The sequence below is a fragment of the Streptomyces sp. NBC_01445 genome, assembly GCF_035918235.1.
Classification (GTDB): domain Bacteria; phylum Actinomycetota; class Actinomycetes; order Streptomycetales; family Streptomycetaceae; genus Streptomyces.
On sequence record NZ_CP109485.1, the window covers coordinates 8,410,532 to 8,426,398 of the forward strand.

General features: G+C 69.8%; 13 protein-coding genes and 4 pseudogenes. 7 read left to right on the top strand and 10 right to left on the bottom strand.

The window, feature by feature from the left end; all coding sequences use genetic code 11:
• Positions 1-69 precede the first annotated feature (69 nt).
• Entirely contained in the window at positions 70-939 is an 870-nt protein-coding gene (locus OG574_RS38340) for an AraC family transcriptional regulator (protein ID WP_326776947.1), read from the bottom strand.
• 222 nt (positions 940-1,161) lie between these two features.
• Here OG574_RS38340 and lpdA point away from each other — a divergent pair.
• Positions 1,162-2,353, top strand: a pseudogene (lpdA, locus tag OG574_RS38345) (dihydrolipoyl dehydrogenase); the annotation flags it as partial.
• Here the strand turns inward: lpdA and OG574_RS52815 are convergent.
• Positions 2,254-2,670, bottom strand: coding sequence for a transposase family protein (locus OG574_RS52815; RefSeq protein ID WP_442816944.1), 417 nt, complete (start codon positions 2,668-2,670; stop codon positions 2,254-2,256). The pseudogene lpdA and the gene OG574_RS52815 overlap by 100 nt on opposite strands.
• Before the next feature lie 133 nt (positions 2,671-2,803).
• On the opposite strand from OG574_RS52815, the gene OG574_RS38350 reads away from it, so the two are divergent.
• The 3 genes and pseudogenes from OG574_RS38350 to OG574_RS38360 all read left to right on the top strand — a co-directional run bounded on the left by OG574_RS38350 (position 2,804) and on the right by OG574_RS38360 (position 4,274).
• Positions 2,804-3,412: a YdeI/OmpD-associated family protein gene (locus OG574_RS38350; RefSeq protein WP_326776948.1), complete on the top strand. Its 609-nt coding sequence runs from the start codon at positions 2,804-2,806 to the stop codon at positions 3,410-3,412.
• A 134-nt stretch (positions 3,413-3,546) separates the two neighbouring features.
• Positions 3,547-3,729 (top strand): annotated as a pseudogene (locus OG574_RS38355) (IS256 family transposase); the annotation flags it as partial.
• A 29-nt stretch (positions 3,730-3,758) separates the two neighbouring features.
• Complete coding sequence (locus tag OG574_RS38360) at positions 3,759-4,274, top strand: hypothetical protein (protein ID WP_326776949.1); 516 nt, start codon at positions 3,759-3,761, stop codon at positions 4,272-4,274.
• A gap of 53 nt (positions 4,275-4,327) precedes the next feature.
• Here OG574_RS38360 and OG574_RS38365 read toward each other — a convergent pair.
• Positions 4,328-4,613, bottom strand: a pseudogene (locus OG574_RS38365) (IS3-like element ISMyma3 family transposase); the annotation flags it as partial.
• A gap of 668 nt (positions 4,614-5,281) precedes the next feature.
• Positions 5,282-5,785 (bottom strand): transposase, encoded by a 504-nt coding sequence (locus OG574_RS52820; protein ID WP_442816870.1) that lies wholly within the window; start codon positions 5,783-5,785, stop codon positions 5,282-5,284.
• On the opposite strand from OG574_RS52820, the gene OG574_RS38370 reads away from it, so the two are divergent.
• Positions 5,673-7,718 (top strand): galactose-binding domain-containing protein, encoded by a 2,046-nt coding sequence (locus tag OG574_RS38370; RefSeq protein WP_326776950.1) that lies wholly within the window; start codon positions 5,673-5,675, stop codon positions 7,716-7,718. The genes OG574_RS52820 and OG574_RS38370 overlap by 113 nt on opposite strands.
• A gap of 1 nt (position 7,719) precedes the next feature.
• Here OG574_RS38370 and OG574_RS38375 read toward each other — a convergent pair whose 3' ends face one another.
• Positions 7,720-8,313, bottom strand: a complete 594-nt coding sequence (locus OG574_RS38375) for a TetR/AcrR family transcriptional regulator (protein ID WP_100598416.1) — start codon at positions 8,311-8,313, stop codon at positions 7,720-7,722.
• A gap of 408 nt (positions 8,314-8,721) precedes the next feature.
• Here OG574_RS38375 and OG574_RS52825 point away from each other — a divergent pair.
• Positions 8,722-8,781, top strand: a pseudogene (locus OG574_RS52825) (twin-arginine translocation signal domain-containing protein); the annotation flags it as partial.
• A 221-nt stretch (positions 8,782-9,002) separates the two neighbouring features.
• Here the strand turns inward: OG574_RS52825 and manD are convergent.
• The 4 genes from manD to OG574_RS38395 form a co-directional block, all read right to left on the bottom strand.
• On the bottom strand, positions 9,003-10,217 hold the full coding sequence (gene manD / locus OG574_RS38380; protein WP_326776952.1) for a D-mannonate dehydratase ManD: 1,215 nt from the start codon (positions 10,215-10,217) through the stop codon (positions 9,003-9,005).
• Between the two features lie 82 nt (positions 10,218-10,299).
• On the bottom strand, positions 10,300-11,799 hold the full coding sequence (locus tag OG574_RS38385) for a mannitol dehydrogenase family protein (RefSeq protein WP_326776953.1): 1,500 nt from the start codon (positions 11,797-11,799) through the stop codon (positions 10,300-10,302).
• A gap of 2 nt (positions 11,800-11,801) precedes the next feature.
• Positions 11,802-12,890: an alcohol dehydrogenase catalytic domain-containing protein gene (locus OG574_RS38390; protein ID WP_326776954.1), complete on the bottom strand. Its 1,089-nt coding sequence runs from the start codon at positions 12,888-12,890 to the stop codon at positions 11,802-11,804.
• 109 nt (positions 12,891-12,999) lie between these two features.
• The gene (locus OG574_RS38395) at positions 13,000-14,355 is read right to left on the bottom strand and encodes an MFS transporter (RefSeq protein ID WP_326776955.1); all 1,356 of its coding nucleotides are present in this window, start codon (positions 14,353-14,355) and stop codon (positions 13,000-13,002) included.
• Positions 14,356-14,559: 204 nt separating this feature from the next.
• Here OG574_RS38395 and OG574_RS38400 point away from each other — a divergent pair, with 204 nt between their 5' ends.
• Entirely contained in the window at positions 14,560-15,336 is a 777-nt protein-coding gene (locus OG574_RS38400) for a GntR family transcriptional regulator (protein ID WP_326776956.1), read from the top strand.
• Positions 15,337-15,425: 89 nt separating this feature from the next.
• Here the strand turns inward: OG574_RS38400 and OG574_RS38405 are convergent, their stop codons facing one another.
• A complete protein-coding gene (locus tag OG574_RS38405) occupies positions 15,426-15,866 on the bottom strand; it encodes a hypothetical protein (RefSeq protein ID WP_326776957.1) in 441 nt (146 codons plus the stop codon).
• Position 15,867: the final 1 nt, after the last annotated feature.

Sequence of the window (15,867 nt, forward strand, 5' to 3'; positions counted from 1 at the left end):
GGAGCGCTGACGTGCGGGCAGGGCTGACCCTGGTACCGGGATGCTGAGGTGGCGGCCCCGCCACCGACCTCAGCCGGACCGGCGCAGCGCGGCAGGGGTGGTGCCCATCCGGGTGCGCATCACCCGGGTCAGGTGCTCCTGGTGGGAGAACCCGCAGGCCGCAGCCACCTCCGCGATCGGGGCGGAGCCGGTGCGCAGCAGTCGGGACGCGCACTCCAGACGCAGCTTGAGCAGGAACTGGTGCGGCGACTGGCCCGTGCTCGCCCGGAACCTCCGGGTGAACTGGCTCGGGCTGAGTGAGGCCGCGGTGGCGAGGTCCGTGATCGGCAGCGATTCGGCGAGCCGCTGTTCTATGAGCTCGCGGACGGCGGCGAGCTGCCGGTCGGACAGCCCGGACCTGTTGGGCGGGGGTGTGGTGGTGCCGACGCCGTGACGGCGTACGAGCTGCGCGGCGAGCATTCCGGTCAGCTGGTCGGTGTAGGTGCGGGCCGACGGCTCCCAGGAGCGGACGGCGCCCTCCAGCGCGAGCATGAGCTGCTCGGCGAGTGGATCGCCGGCCCCGAAGTCCTCTGACAGCTCCACGGGCCGCCCGCCGTTCGCGTCGCGCAGAGCGTCGTCCGCGAGGTAGGCGTGGACCGTCTCCAGCCGCCCGCCCAGCTCGACGGCGAGACTCCGGCCGGCCGGCTGCAGGAAGAGCCCACCGGCCGGGATCGTCCGTGACCGCCGGGCTGCCCCCTGCCCCCGCCGTACGGTGACGGGGCCGCCCAGGTGCAGGATCAGCAGATGGGTGGGGGCAGGGTCGAACGCCGCGCGATAGGGCTGTTCCTCCTGTACGGAGAGATACAGCCGGTCCCATCCGAGCCCTGAGCTGCTGTGCCGTGTCCGCACGCCGGGCTGTTGCAGCATGCCGACCGTGTCGGCCAGTCCGAGTTCTGTCATGGTGTGGCCTCCTCACGACCCCATGTAGTTGAAGGGTAAACCAGAGGGAGGGGTGTCGAGAAGGGCCAGGGTCCGCGGCGCGCGGGTGAAGTCCACGACCGCCGGGAAGGCCGCCGTTTGTGACCGGCATCGAAGGGGCAACTCTGGCCGGAGCCCGAACATGCCCTGGCCGCGGCGCACGGCCGCGGTGGCTGTATGAGCCCCGAAGCGCGGGCAGCGATGATGGACGAGCCGGACGACCGCTTCGACGTGGTGGTACTCGGCGCCGGCCCCGGTGGCTACGTCGCCGCGATCCGCGCCGCCCAGCTGGGCAAGCGCGTCGTCGTCGAACGGAAGTACTGGGGCGGCATCTGCCTTAACGTGGGCTGCATCCCCGCCAAGGCCCTGCTGCGCAACGCCGAGCTGGCGCACATCTTCCCCCGTGAGGCGAAGACTTTCGGTATCCGCGTCGACGGACAGGTCTCGTCCGACTACGGCGAGGCGTACGGGCGCAGCCGCAAGGTCGCCGACAGCAGGGTCAAGGGTGTGCACTACCTGATGAAGAAGAACAAGATCACGGAGATCGACGGCCGTGGCACGTTCCTCGACCCGCACACCCTCCAGGTCGCCGGCTTCGACGGCGACGCGCGCACCATCGGATTCGACCCGTGCGTCATCGCCACCGGCGCGACACCCAAGCTGTTGCCCGGCACCCGCCGTACCTCCCCGCGTGGCCACCTTCGGGGAACAGATCCTCGCCGAGGAGCTGCCACAGTCGATCATCATCGCGGGTGCCGGCGCGATCGGCGTCGAGTTCGCCTACATCCTGCACAACTACGGGGTGAAGGTCACCATCGTAGAGTTCCTGGACTGCGTCGCGCCGCTGGAGGACGAGCAAGTCTCCGCCGAGCTGGCCAGGCAGTACCGCAGGCTGGGCATCGAGGTGCTGACCTCCACTCGCGTCGATGCCATCGACGAATCGGAACCCCGGGTCCGTGTCACGGTCACTGGCAAGGACGGTGCCCAGCAGGTCCTGGAGGCCGACAAGGTCCTCCAGGCGATCGGCTTCGCTCCCAACGTGACCGGCTACGGCCTGGAGAACACCGGTGTGCGGGTCACCGAGCGCGGCGCGATCGATGTCGACGGCCGTTGCCGTACGAACGTTCCGCCCCTCTACGCCATCGGCGCCGTCACCGCGAAACTCATGCTCGCGCACGCGGCCGAGGCGATGGGCGTGATCGCCGCCGAGACGCTCGCGGACGCGGAGACCATGGAGCTCGACCGCGCGATGATCCCGCGGGCCACCTTCCGTCAGTCGCAGATCGCGAGCTTCGGCTACACCGAGGAGCAGGCCCGCGAACTGGGCTGCGACGTCAAGGTGGCGAAGTTCCCGTTCACCGCGAACGCCAAGGTGAACGGCCTGGGCGATGCCACCTCGGCATCCCGTATGCGGCGCCCGGCCGCACCCCGCAGCCGGGCGGTCAGCCTGGCACCGGCCGGGATCTGCGGGATCTGCTCCGTGAAGGACCGGCGAGGGCATCCGGCCTCGCGGCACCACCAGCGGCGCTCGTGCCAGCGGAACTCCAATCCGCTCTCGCCGTACGGGAGATCGCGCGGCCGGGTCACCGCCGAGCCCTTCACCCGGGTGGCGAAAACCCCGCAGGCCGGGCAGCCCCTGGCTGTCTCGTCGGCCGTGACCAGGTGAACTCGGCGCCTTCCGTCGACCAGCCGCTCAACTCGCGCGACGGACACCCCGCCGAGGTCGAGCAGCAACGTCGTATCGTTGAACAAGCCCGTGGCTCCAGCATGATCGTTCTGCGTAGAGAACAGAGATGATCACTCAGGCCCACGGGCATCCCTCATCCGGGGCCGTGCCGAATGCCTCATGACAATCGGCTGGGTGTGGTTCGCTGCTGGGGTGACTCAGGACTTGGAGATCGTCGCATTCGAATCCGCCGAGGCATTCCAGGCATGGCTCGGCGAGAACCACGCCGTCTCGCCCGGCATCTGGCTCAAGCTTCGCAAGAAGGGCGCGGGAATCGTCGCGCTGGACTACGCCCAGGCGCTCGACGTGGCACTCTGCTACGGCTGGATCGACGGCCAGAAGGCCAAGTTCGACGACCAGTGGTGGCTCCAGCGGTTCACCCCGCGCACGCCGCGCAGCAAGTGGTCCAAGGTCAACCGGGACAAGGTGGCCGCCCTGATCGAGCAGGGCCGGATGCACCCGCCGGGACAGGCCGAAGTCGACCGCGCCAAGGCAGACGGCCGCTGGGATGCGGCCTACGACGGCGCGAAGACCGCCACGGTGCCGGACGACCTCACGGCAGCCCTGACCGCCGACCTGGCTGCAGCGGAGTTCTTCAAGACACTGGACCGGCAGAACCGCTACGCGATCCTGTACCGGATCCAGGACGCCAAGAAGGCCGAGACCCGGGCGCGCCGGATCGAAAAGTACGTAGCGATGCTGGCGAAGGGCGAGAAGCTGCACCCGTAGTCACGGAGAGGGACCGTGGCCGTGTACTGCCCTGGACTCCCGGCGCGCCTGCGGCCCGGGCAGCAGCCACCAACTGCCGTCGCTGAGCGTAACGAAACGTCAGAGGCCCTGAGCAGGCGCACCGCTCAAGATCGAAGACCCAGGTCACCCGCGGGGCCGGAAGACCGGCCGCTGCCCTCGCGATGGTATTCAAGCTCGTGGAGTCTGCCCAGGCCCGATGGCGGGCGAGCACCGGATCGCACCTTGTGCCCCTGGTCCGTGCGGGTGCCAGGTTCGAGAATGGCATCGTCGAACGTACTGAAACGCGGGCTGCGTGAGGCCGTGGGGCTGGGGAGGCAGAAGAGCCGTGGCGATCTGTTTCATGCTCGTGGTGAACTTTGGCGACGACGCTGAGGCGGCACAGGCTGCCGCCCGCATCGCCCCCAAGCCATGGGTGCTTCACGCGGGCGCCCACCGCATCCCTCTCCACCGGCCGATGCTGGCGAAGGTGGGCTCGTACATCGAGCTCTCGATCCTGCCCGTGGCCGTCAGCTGGGGTTGTGGTCTGGACGGCAGCCTCCCCAGATTCCAGCTCACCGCAGCAGAGCTGACCGAACTGGGACACCAACTCTACGAACTGCTCGCGCAGTTCCACGGATATGTCGCCGCGAAGGTCGGCTGGGATCGGGAATCACTCCTGGACCCTGCTGAGCTCAGGGGGGAGTGGTCTGACGAACTGAACGACGGCAGCATCCACGGGCTCGTGCTCTGCGAAAAGCTGCATGCCGAACTCGACCCGAGCACCGACTACGAGGTGTTCCAGCCCGGATACCGGTGGATTCCGTATCGCGGGGAGGGACCGAGCAGCCTGACGGCCGGCTAACGAAACAAGCCCCACCCAGGCCAGCTCATCCACGCATATTGACAATTACTCGTCAGGACTCGGCAGATCGGCTCGACCCCGAACACCTGGCGGTGTGCGTCGATGAACGCTACGAGCGCTTCGACGGCCGGTCGAGCTCGGCCGGGAAGAAGGCCGAGGCCGCCTTGAGGATCTCGTTGGCCCGCCGCAGTTCAGCGTTCTCGGCCTTGAGCCGCTTGATCTCTGCAGCCTCCTCCGATGTGACGCCAGGCCGCCGGCCGGCGTCGGTCTGCGGACCCACGTCCGCACCGTCTCGGCGGCACTGATGCCCAGCTTTGCGGCAACCGCCTTCATCGCGGCTCACTCCGTTTCGCGGCGCACCCCATTGGCCGGCGCCTGCTCAAGTAAGGGTTACGACAACAGTCGTAGGAGCGTGATCAGTACCACGAAGGCTCCGAGAACCACTGCGGCGATCTGCCAGAGACGCCGTGGAGAGGGCAGGATGACCACTCTGGGTGAACGGGTCGTAGGAATGACGTAGTAGAACACGGTGCGGGTGCTGCGGTGCCACTGCGCGGGCCAGTTTCAGGTATTTGAACGTGGCCTGCCGCGCGATCTCACCTTTGCCCGGTGTCAGGTAGGGCTGTACGGCTCGGCGGAACTCGCTCGTCGCGTCAACGGGCACGGGCTGGTCGTCGTTCAGGCGCATCGTGTGCCAGTGGCCGCTTTCGTGAGCTGCCTTCCGGACCCGGTCCGGCACGCCTGCTTCGGGCTTCCTTACCGTGTCACTTGCCTCGCGATGAACCGTTTCGGTCGACGTGGGGTGGAGAGCGATCTCCCTGATGATGAAATGGGCTTGGGTGCAACCGCATGCGGAGAGGAGCAGTGGCGCGCTGCGGGGCCGCGGGATGTTGCGGCGCTCCCGCACAACTACCATCAAGGTTGCCTTAACGGAGTTTGGTGGACACGAACAGGGACAACGCGGACCGGCAGGTGCGGTTGAGCTTCTTGGGGTGAGCCAGGGCGGATCAAGATCGTTCTGGGGGTGGCCGTCGATTCTCCTTGCACTGCCTGCGATTGCGCGTCCCGCTCGCCAGCACATGCCTGGGCGCCACAGCCGGGCTGAAGCTGCCGTTGCGATATTGCGGTAGCTCGATATTGCCCACACCTACCGCCGTCGGCACCCGCTTGCGCGAGGTGCCATTGCGTGGCTTCCCTTTTGTGGCCCATTCAGGGGCCGCCTCGGCCCCGGCGGCAGGCCGTCCGAGAGGGCCTTTTTCAGCCAGGGGAGCTGACGACACATCAAATAGGTCAGCCGTCCCGGACTCTTGACTCGTTGTCAGGGCCGCGCCATTCTCGACGGGACCTACGCGCGAGTAAGTTAGTGCGTGCCCATCCCGGACAGCGAAGGTAGCCCGGATGACACTCCTCCGCAGACGCGGCCTGTTTGCCGTCGTCGTCACCCTCCTGCTGGCTCTCGGCGTGGGCTCCCCTCCGGCCGCAGGCGCCGACACTCCCTGGTGGGAGCCCACGGCGCGGCCCGCCGCCGACTCTCAGATCAACGTCACCGGCGAACCCTTCCGCGGCACGGACAGTCAGGGGAGGGTCCGCGGTTTCATCGACGCGCACAATCACCTGATGTCCAACGAGGGCTTCGGCGGCCGCATCATCTGCGGCAAGCCGTTCTCCGAAGAGGGCATCGCCGACGCACTCAAGGACTGCCCCGAGCACTATCCCGACGGCTCGCTCGCCCTCTTCGAGAACGTCACCGGCGGTGCGGACGGCCACCACGACCCGGTGGGCTGGCCGACGTTCAAGGACTGGCCGGCCCACAACTCCCTGAGCCACCAGCAGAATTACTACGCGTGGCTGGAGCGCGCCTGGCGCGGGGGCCAGCGGGTACTGGTCAACGACCTGGTCACCAACGGCCTGTTGTGCTCGATCTACGTCAGGGACCGCGGCTGCAACGAGATGGACGCCATCCGCCTCGAGGCCCGCAAGTCCTACGAGATGCAGGACTACATCGACAAGATCTACGGCGGAAAGGGCAAGGGCTTCTTCCGTATCGTCACCGACTCCGCCCAGGCCCGCCAGGTCGTCGCGGAGGGCAAGCTCGCCGTGGTGCTCGGCGTCGAGACCTCGGAGCCCTTCGGCTGCAAGCAGATCCTCGACGTCCCGCAGTGCAGCCAGGCCGACATCGACAGCGGTCTGGACGAGCTGTACAAGCTGGGTGTGCGCAGCATGTTCCTCTGCCACAAGTTCGACAACGCCCTGTGCGGGGTGCGGATGGACTCCGGCACCATCGGAACAGCCGTGGACATCGGCCAGTTCCTCTCCACCGGCACCTTCTGGAATACGGAGAAGTGCAGCGGTCCGCAGCACGACAACCCCGCCGGCAATGCGGCCGCACCGGCCGAGGTGACCAAGCTGCTCCCCGCAGGCACCAAGGTGCCCACCTACGACAGCGACGCGCAGTGCAACAGCCGCGGTCTGACCCGCCTCGGTGAGTACGCGGTCAAGGGGTTGATGAAGCGCAACATGATGGTCGAGGTCGACCACATGAGCGTAAAGGCGGCCGGCCGCACCCTGGACCTGCTGGAGTCGGCGGACTACCCAGGCGTGCTCTCCAGCCACAGCTGGATGGACGACGGCTGGCTGGAGCGCGTCTACCGTCTCGGCGGCTTCAAGGCCTCGTACATGTCCAGCGCCGACAGCTTCGCCAAGGAGTCCGCCGGGACCAGGGCGCTGCGCCAGAAGTACGGCGTCGGACTCGGCTACGGCACCGACATGAACGGCGTCGGCGGCTGGCCGGGACCGGTCGGACCCGACGCCCCCAACGCGGTCAAGTACCCCTTCCGCAGCGCCGACGGCGGTTCCGTCATCGACCGGCAGCAAACCGGCGAACGCACCTGGGACTTCAACACCGACGGTGCGGCCCATGTCGGCATGGTGCCTGACTGGATCGAGCAGATGCGGCTCAGTGGTGGCAAGGACACGGTGCAGGATCTGCTCGGCGGCGCGGAGTCCTACCTCCGCACCTGGAAGGCGACCGAACTCCACAAGCCCGCGCCCAACCTCGCCGTCGACGCTCCGGCGAGCGCCAGCGACACGGAGTGGAACCCGTTCACCAGTTACGCCGCAGGGCGGGCCGTCGACGGCGACACCGGCACGAGGTGGGCGAGCGGCTGGTCGGACGACCAGTGGCTGCGGCTCGATCTGGGCAGCTCCCGTACGGTCGGCAAGGTCTCCCTCGACTGGGAACGGGCCTCTGCGCGGGCCTACCGGGTCGAGGTCTCGGACGACGGGACCACGTGGCGGACCGTGTGGTCCACGGACAGCGGGGACGGGGGCCTCGACAATGCGGTGTTCAGCCCGGTGCAGGCGCGGTACGTCCGTATTCATGGCGTGACACGCGCCACCAAGTACGGCTACTCGATCAACGAGGCAGCGGTGTACAGCCGCTGAGCTACTCCCGCACCAACGTCAGGATCTGGTCCGCGACGACGTCCAGCACGTCGCCCGCCTTCTCTTCGTCGCCCAGCACGAGGAAGTTGAGGGTGAGCCCGTCGGTCAGCGCGGCCAGATACCTGGCGGCCGCGGGCTCGGGCACGGACAGCTCCACGCCCAGGACCGAGGGGAGTTGACGGATCACCTTGGTGTGGGCCGCGAGATAGCGCTCGTACTGTCGCCGGGCGAGATGCTCATAGCCGGGCTCCCGCAGGGCGTACTGGGTGAGTTCGTACGTCAGCATGTGCTCGCCTGGGTTGGCCAGCACGTGGTCCCAGTACGCCTGGAGCCCGGCGCGGATCGTCTCGCGCAGGCTGGGCCTGCGGGTGAGCGTGGTGAGGACGTCCGACTCGGAGTGCTCGGAGATGGTGTCCATCACCGCTTCGAGCAACTCCTGCTTGGAGTCGAAGCAGTAGTGGAAAACACTCAGTGAGACGCCCGCCTCCGCTACCACGGACCGCGTGGTGGTCTTCGCGACGCCGTCGCGGGCCATGACCCGGATGGCAGCCTCGACCAGTTGCCTGCGTCGCTGCGCCGACGGCATCCGCCCCATGGCGCCTCCTCCCCTGACCTGCGCAAGCATACGCCGCGGGGGTGCGGCGCAGCGGGCCGCTGTGACGGCTCCGCGTTGTCCTCGCCCCACTGACCGTGCGGGCCCGTCGGGACGTCCCCCTGCCGGGACTGTGCGACTGGCTCACCCCGTCCCGCAACGCGGTGCTGTGGACCGTTCTTGTTGTCCGGGGGGCGCCCCGGGAGTATCGGCGGCGGTGCGCCTCAGTGTTCGCGGGCCGGCGGAGGACCGTGGTGAGTTCGTGCCGGAGCAAGTCCGTCCGCTCGAGATGCATCCCGCGACTCGCCCGTCGCAGCCCGTCAGCAGCTCGAAAAATGTCTGGATTGGTACATTTTGGCAGCCCCAATTGGGCGGCCCATCAAGGGCATTCGAGCCGGGAGACTGCTGGACATGAGCAAACCGACGCGCCGCGATCTACTCAAGGGAACCGGGGCGCTCGGCGCCGCCGCCATCGTCGACGGAGCGCTCGGGGCGTCGGCGCAGGCGCGTCCGCGCGTCCAAGCGAGGCCGGAGCAGGCCACTACGGTCGAGGGTGAGCATGGCGTGCTCGACGATACGGTCATCTGCGCCGGGGTGCCCGGGCCGCCCACCGTTGCCGGGGTGCCGGGTCCCGATCGAGAGCGGCCCCCGGTGGATCGGCGCCACGGCGGGCAGCCGTCGTGGCACTCACCTCACCAGTCGTGCACGGACCCGTCCCGCAGTCGATTGACCGGCAGGTACTTGCGCTCGTACGGGAACTTCGCGGCCGCCTGTTCGTCGAACTCGACGCCGATGCCGGGGCGGTCGCCGGGGTGCATCAGGCCGTCCTCGAACGTCCAGGACGTCCGGAACACCTCCTCGTAGCCCGGGAGATGGGCCATGTACTCCTGCATGCCGAAGTTCGGGATCGACAGGTCGACGTGGAGCGCGGCCGCGAGCGACGCGGGGGAGAGGTCGCCCGCGCCGTGCGAGCCGGAGCGGACCCCGTACAGCTCGGCGAGCGAGAAGATCTTGCGCAGATGCGTGATGCCACCGGCGTGCGAGACGGAGGTGCGGATGTAGTCGATGAGGCGGTTGGTGATCAGGTGCTGGCAGTCCCAGATCGAGTTGAAGATCTCGCCCACCGCGAGCGGTGTCGTGGTGTGCTGCCGGATGAGGCGGAAGGCCTCCTGGTCCTCGGCCGGGGTGGGGTCCTCGATCCAGAACAGGCGGTAGGGCTCGAGGGACTTGCCCAGGCGGGCCGCCTCGATGGGGCTGAGCCGGTGGTGCACGTCGTGCAGCAGGTGGAAGTCGTAGCCGAACCGCTCGCGGACGGCGGACATGTAGGTCGGCACGAAGTCCAGGTAGGCGCCGGTGTCCCAGACCTCCTCGGTGGGCAGCGCCCCGTCGGCCGGCTCGTAGGTGTCGCCGTCGCCCTTGCGCATGCCGTACACCCGCTCCAGACCGGGCACCGCCGCCTGCGCGCGCACCGCGCGGAAGCCCTTGTCGAGGAACCGCTGTACGTCGTCGAGGAGTTCGGGGACCGTGTTGCCGCTGGCGTGGCCGTAGACGGTGACGCCGTCGCGGGCCGCGCCGCCGAGCAGCTGGTACACGGGCAGGCCCGCGACCTTGCCCTTGATGTCCCACAGAGCGACGTCGACGGCGGCGACGGCCGTCATGGTGACCGGGCCGCGCCGCCAGTAGGCGCCCTTGTACAGGTACTGCCACACCTGCTCGATGCGGGCCGGGTCCTTGCCGATCAGGGTGGGGCAGACGTGGTCGCGCAGGTAGGAGGCGACGGACAGCTCGCGGCCGTTGAGGGTGGCGTCGCCGATGCCGGTGACACCGTCCGAGGTGGTGATCTTCAGGGTGACGTAGTTGCGGCCGGGGCAGGTGACGAAGACCTCGGCCGAGGTGATGGTGGCCATAGGGTGCCGTTCTTCTCGATGGGGGAGCGCGGGGCAGGGGGAGGCGCCGGCCGGCGCACGGGTCCGGTGGCCGGCACCTGGATCAGGTGCGCGCGGAACGCAGCGCGGCCTCGATGCCGTGCACGGCAAGCGTGTGCGCGAACTCGCCGACCGCATCGCCGAGTTCGGGGTGCTGGGCGACCTCCGGTGGTAGCAGGTCGCCTTCGCGGAGCAGCAGGCGGGCCGCGTCGGCGGGACCGCTCGCACGGGCCGCGAGCTCGGTCAGGCGCGACCGGGCACCGTCGTGGACCGTGCCGAGCGCACGCTCGTCGTATGCGTCGTCGGCCGTGATGACGCGCACGTACGCGGCGAGGCCGAGAGCGAGGACACGGGGGACGCGCCCCGCCGCCAGCGACTCGGCGAGCACCCCCGCCCAGCGGACCGGGATCTTCAGGGAACCGTCGGAGCCGACCTGCGCGGTGCGGTGGCCGAGCGCCGGATTGGCGAACCGGTCGAGGAGTTCGGTGACGTAGGCCTTGCCCGGCATTCCCTCGGGCTCCGGGACCGTCGGCAGGATCTCCTCGCGCATCGCGGACTCCACGGCACCGCCCAGGAGTTCGTCCGTCACCGCCTGGTCGATGCAGCGGTGTCCGCGCAGCAGGCCGAGGTAGGCGAGGAGCGAGTGGGCGCCGTTGAGGAGCCGCAGTTTCATCAGTTCGTACGGGGCGACATCGTCCGTGAACAGTGCGCCCGCGTGCTCCCACGCAGGGCGTCCGGCACGGAAGTCGTCCTCCATGACCCACAGCCGGTACGGCTCGGCGGGCACCGGCACCGAGTCGCGGACGCCGAAGGCGCGGGCGACCAGGTCACGGTGCTCGTCGGTGGTGGCGGGCGCGATCCGGTCGACCATGGTGTTCGGCGTGGTGAGCGAACTCGCGACGTAGGTCTGCAGCTCGGGGCGTTCCGCGGCGGGCAGCGCGGCGACGAACTCGTCGATGAGGGCGCGCAGTCGGTGCCCGTTGTCCATGAGGTTGTCGCAGCTGAGCACGGTGACCGGCGCCCCGTCGGAGCGGGCCCGGTGCTGGAGCCCGCGCACGATCAGGCCGAGCGTGGTGCGGGGCGTGCCGCCCGCGAGGTCGGCGCGGACCAGCGGGTCGTCGAGGTCGAGGCGGCCGTCGGCGCCGAAGGTGTACCCCTTCTCGGTCACCGTGAGGGAGACGATGCGGGTGGTGGGGCTGCCGATCGCGGCGACGACCTCCGCGCCTTGTCCGTCGGCGACGAGGCCCGGATGGTGCACCCCGGGCACGGTCGCGGCGACGCCCGCGTCGCGGCGCAGGGTGAGGACCGTGTAGAGCTGGTCCTGTTCCGCCATGCCGGTCAGTACAGGGCGCGGACCTCGGGCCGCGCTCGTCGAGACACCGGTGATGCCCCAGGGGCCGGGGCTGTGGCGCAGGGCGTCGGCCGTGTGGACAGCCTGGTGGGCGCGGTGGAAGTTGCCCATGCCGAGGTGGACGATGCCAGGTTCGGGGGTGGGCGGAGGCAGCTTCAGGCCGGCCACGGGGAGCGCGGTACGGGACAGGCGGGGCCGGGTGCGGAAGGTCACCGTCAGACCTCCCGCGCCGGCTCGACCAGGACCTTCATCTGCGTCGGGTCGGTCAGCGCGACCTCGAGCGCCTCGGCCGCCCGCTCCAACGGGAACGCGGAGGTGACGAGTTCAGCCAGACGGACACGCCCCGCGAGCGCGACGGCCGCCGCGAAGTCCCCTGCCCCGTATCGGAACGACGTCACAAGGGACAGTTCCTGACGCTGCATCCACGCGAGCGGCAGCTCGGTCAGCGGCCTGCTCGGATTGCCGACGACCACAGCGGTGCCGCCGGGGCGCAGTGCGCGGATCCCCGACACCAGGGCGGGCCCCACACCGGAGCAGTCGAACACGGCGTCGTAGCCGTCCGGCGAGGTGAGTGCGTGGGACCGCTCAGGATCGGGCGCGAGGCCGGCGGCGTCCACCGTGTGCAGGCCTAGCCGCGCCGCGAACTCCCGCCGCTCGACTGCCACATCGGACACCGTCACGGACCCGGCGCCGACGGCCGCCGCGACCTGCGCGACCAGCACACCGATCGGCCCCGCCCCCGTGACCAGCACACGGTGACCGGGGGCGAGCGCGGCGCGGCGCACCGCGTGCACGGCGACGGCGAGCGGCTCGATCAGCGCGCCGATCCGTACGTCCGTCGACGCGGGCAGCGGATGCACGAAGTCCCGCGGCACGCACACGTACTCGGCGAGCGCGCCGTCGGTCGGCGGCGAGCCGAAACAGGTGCCCTCCGGGCAGAGGTTGTAGCGCCCGGCCCGGCACAGCGCGCAGGTGCCGCACGGGTGCGCGGGCTCGATCGCCACGGCCGTGCCGTGGGGCAGGTCGTCGACGCCGTCGCCGTGGCCGACGACCACGCCGGCCGGCTCGTGGCCGAGGACGGTCGGCTGCCGCAGGACGTTCGGGCCGTTCTCGCCGTGGGCGTAGTAGTGCAGGTCGGACCCGCACAGTCCGACGGCACGGACGGCGACCAGGACCTGGCCCGGACCGGGCTCGGGCACCGGGCGGTCTTCGACGCGCACGTCCTTGGGACCGTGCAGCACGGCGGCGCGATGCATGGACTCGACGGGCTCGACCGACTGGGCCGACTCGACCGACTTGGCCATGGGGCGTCCCTTCTTTCGTACGGGGATGGAGCGGACCGGGGGTGGGCCAGGGTCTTTCGTCTGGATCAGGCCGGACCCCGCGAGCCCGGCGTGATCCAGACGAGAGGCCCTAGCGCACCGGCAGTGGTTCGACGCGCTTGATGACGAACGCGTAGGTGAGGGCGCCGACGACGGACAGGGCGCCGGACACCAGGAGCGGCACCAGGTACGAGCCCCCGGAGGACGCCAGCAGGAATCCGGTGACGATCGGGCCGAGTATCCCCGCCACGTTCGAGGCGAAGTTCTGGATACCGGCGAGCGAGGCGACATGCCCGGCGGTCGGCGCCACGTCGGCGGGCAGCGACGCGACGGACGCGGTGGAGAAGGTCAGCGAGGCGTAGCTGAGGGAGAGCAGCGCGAGGGCGCCGGACGCGGTCGGCACGACGACGGTGAGCGCGATCACGGACGAGCACAGCGTGCCGGAGACCAGACAGGTCTTGCGGACCTTGGTGGTGGACCAGCCCTTGCGGAGCAGCCGGTCGGCGGTGAAGCCGCCGAGCAGCGATCCGAAGATGGCGACCAGACCCGGGACCGTGCCGAAGAAGCCGAGCTTGAGGAGGTCGAAGCCGCGCTCGTCGACGAGGTAGCTGGGGAACCAGGTGATGAAGAAGTAGATGACGTAGTTGAGGCAGAAGAAGCCGAGCATCATGCCCCAGACCGTCCGGTAGCGGAACAGGTCCCGCCAGCGCACCTTGGGCGCGTCCGCCTCCTGCGCGGGCGTCTCGTCGGTGTGAGCGCCGCCCGCCTCGATGTAGGCCCGCTCCTCGGCGGTCAGCTTCGGGTGGTCGGCGGGCTCGTGGTAGAGCCGCCACCAGCCGATGATCCACAGGAAGCCGAGCAGGCCGCAGGCGATGAACGCGACCCGCCAGTGGAACACGGAGACCAGCATCGTCACCAGCGGCAGGGCGATGGCGGTGCCGACGCGCGCGCCGTTGTCCCAGACGCTGTTGGCGAGGGTTCGTTCATGACGGGGGAACCAGCGGGAGACGGCCTTCGCGGGTGCGGGATATCCGGCGGCCTCACCGGCGCCGAGCAGCATCCGGGCGCCGACGAGCGAGCCGACGCCGCGGACCAGGCCCATCCCGACGGTGGCCACCGACCACCAGATGGCGCCGATCGCGAAGACCCGCTTCACGCCGTACTTGTCCAGGAGCGCCCCGGCGGGCAGTTGGCACAGCGCGTACGTGATGAAGAAGGCACTGAGGATGAAGCCCTGCGTCTCGGGACCGATGTGCAGGTCGTCCGACATGGACGGCAGCGCGACGCTGAGCGTGGAGCGGTCCAGGTAGTTGACCGCGAGGCCGCCGAAGCACAGGACGGCTATGCCCCAGCGGACGTTGTTCCCCCGGCCGCGCGGGCGGGCGGGGAGTGAGGTGCCGGGCGGGGCAGCCGGCGCCTCACTCTCGGTGACGGAGCGGGTGGTCATCGTTGACCTCCGGTCGAGGGGGACGTGCGGATGTGACGGTAGGCGGTTCGCGAGACCGGGCACAGAAGTGTCCACAGCGGGGACGGGGACACGGGTGTGGCCAGGGGGTCCGTTGACCTCCGCGTCATTTTCTACCCTGGCCGCCGCTTACATACAAGCCTTGTATGTAAGTATCCTCGCAGCTGAGGTGAGAAAGTGAGCGTCATGGCAGCTCAGCGGCGGGAAACGAGACAGACGCGACGGACCGAGGCGGAGGCACCGCGTCCGCGCGAGTCGGTCCGGGCCCGGGTGCACGCCCTGCTGCGGGCGCGGATCACCTCCCTCGCGCTCCTGCCGGGCGCGCCCCTGTCGGAGAACGAGCTGGCCGGGGAGCTGGACGTCAGCCGCACCCCGGTACGCGAGGCGCTGATCCTGCTGGGCGAGGAGTCGCTGGTCGACGTCTTCCCCAAGTTCGGTACGTTCGTCTCGCGGATCAGCGTCGACGCCGTCCTGGAAGCCCAGTTCATGCGGGAGGCGCTCGAACTGGCTGCGCTGCGCGAGGCGGTGAAGAAGTCCGGCGCGCAGGACATCACGGCACTGCGCGCCATCCTCGACGCACAGCGGGCCGCGCTGAAGGCGGGGGACGCGGACGCGTTCTTCGAGCAGGACGAGGCCTTCCACCGCCGCCTGATGGAGGCGAGCGGCCACCGCACGCTGTGGCGCACGGTGGCGACCGCCAAGGCGCACCTCGACCGGGCCCGCCGGCTGAGTCTGCCGCTGCCGCACCGGATCGAGACGCTGGTCGACGAGCACACCACGGTGGTCGACGCGCTGGAACGGCGGGACGGGGCGCGCGCCGAGGACGCGCTGCGCGGACACCTTCAGGGCGTCTTCGACGACATCGGAACGATCCGGGCGAGCCACCCGGAGCTGTTCGCGGATCCGCATGAGCAGCCGGGCGCCCCGCCCCGCCCGCGAGTCCACCCCGGGCTGCGCACCTGACGTCGCTCACGCCGGGGGCGGCTCGTCCGCGTCGACCTGGTGTTTCAGAACGGGGACGGAAGACCGGCGGCCCGGTCGTGGGCGGCGCGTCAGTCGTCCTCGTCGTCCGCCGGCGGGTATGCCTCGTCGATGACCCAGTGTTCCCCGCCCTCGGTGGAGATCGCGCAGAGCCGGGACCCGTCCGGTGAGCGGGTGAGGAACTCGATGCCGCCGGAGGGATCCGCGAGCCGGGAGAGGTCGGTGCCGGCGGTGAGGTAGACGCGGAGCCAGCCCTGGCTCATGCCGGCGGCCGTGAGGAAGGTGCCGTCGGGCGTGACAATGCCCCGCCGGCGGGCCGTCGACAGCCACAGGTCCTGTGCCCGGCGCAGGGCGTCGTCGTCCCGCTTCGGCACCCGCGCCCACGGCACGGTGTCGATGTGCGCCGTCACCCGGAAGGCTTCGGTGACCGTCGGGCTCGTCCCGTCGTCAAGGAAGCCCCCGACATCCAGCCCGGCTTGACGGAAGCGATCCGTGATGTCCTCGTTGTTCACT

What these genes read in the sequence shown, in the direction of transcription:
- OG574_RS38340 (WP_326776947.1), bottom strand. Translation starts at nt 939, where the DNA reads ATGACAGAACTCGGACTGGCCGACACGGTCGGCATGCTGCAACAGCCC.
- OG574_RS38350 (WP_326776948.1), top strand. Translation starts at nt 2,804, where the DNA reads ATGACAATCGGCTGGGTGTGGTTCGCTGCTGGGGTGACTCAGGACTTG.
- OG574_RS38370 (WP_326776950.1), top strand. Translation starts at nt 5,673, where the DNA reads ATGACACTCCTCCGCAGACGCGGCCTGTTTGCCGTCGTCGTCACCCTC.
- OG574_RS38375 (WP_100598416.1), bottom strand. Translation starts at nt 8,313, where the DNA reads ATGGGGCGGATGCCGTCGGCGCAGCGACGCAGGCAACTGGTCGAGGCT.
- manD (WP_326776952.1), bottom strand. Translation starts at nt 10,217, where the DNA reads ATGGCCACCATCACCTCGGCCGAGGTCTTCGTCACCTGCCCCGGCCGC.
- OG574_RS38390 (WP_326776954.1), bottom strand. Translation starts at nt 12,890, where the DNA reads ATGGCCAAGTCGGTCGAGTCGGCCCAGTCGGTCGAGCCCGTCGAGTCC.
- OG574_RS38395 (WP_326776955.1), bottom strand. Translation starts at nt 14,355, where the DNA reads ATGACCACCCGCTCCGTCACCGAGAGTGAGGCGCCGGCTGCCCCGCCC.
- OG574_RS38400 (WP_326776956.1), top strand. Translation starts at nt 14,560, where the DNA reads ATGGCAGCTCAGCGGCGGGAAACGAGACAGACGCGACGGACCGAGGCG.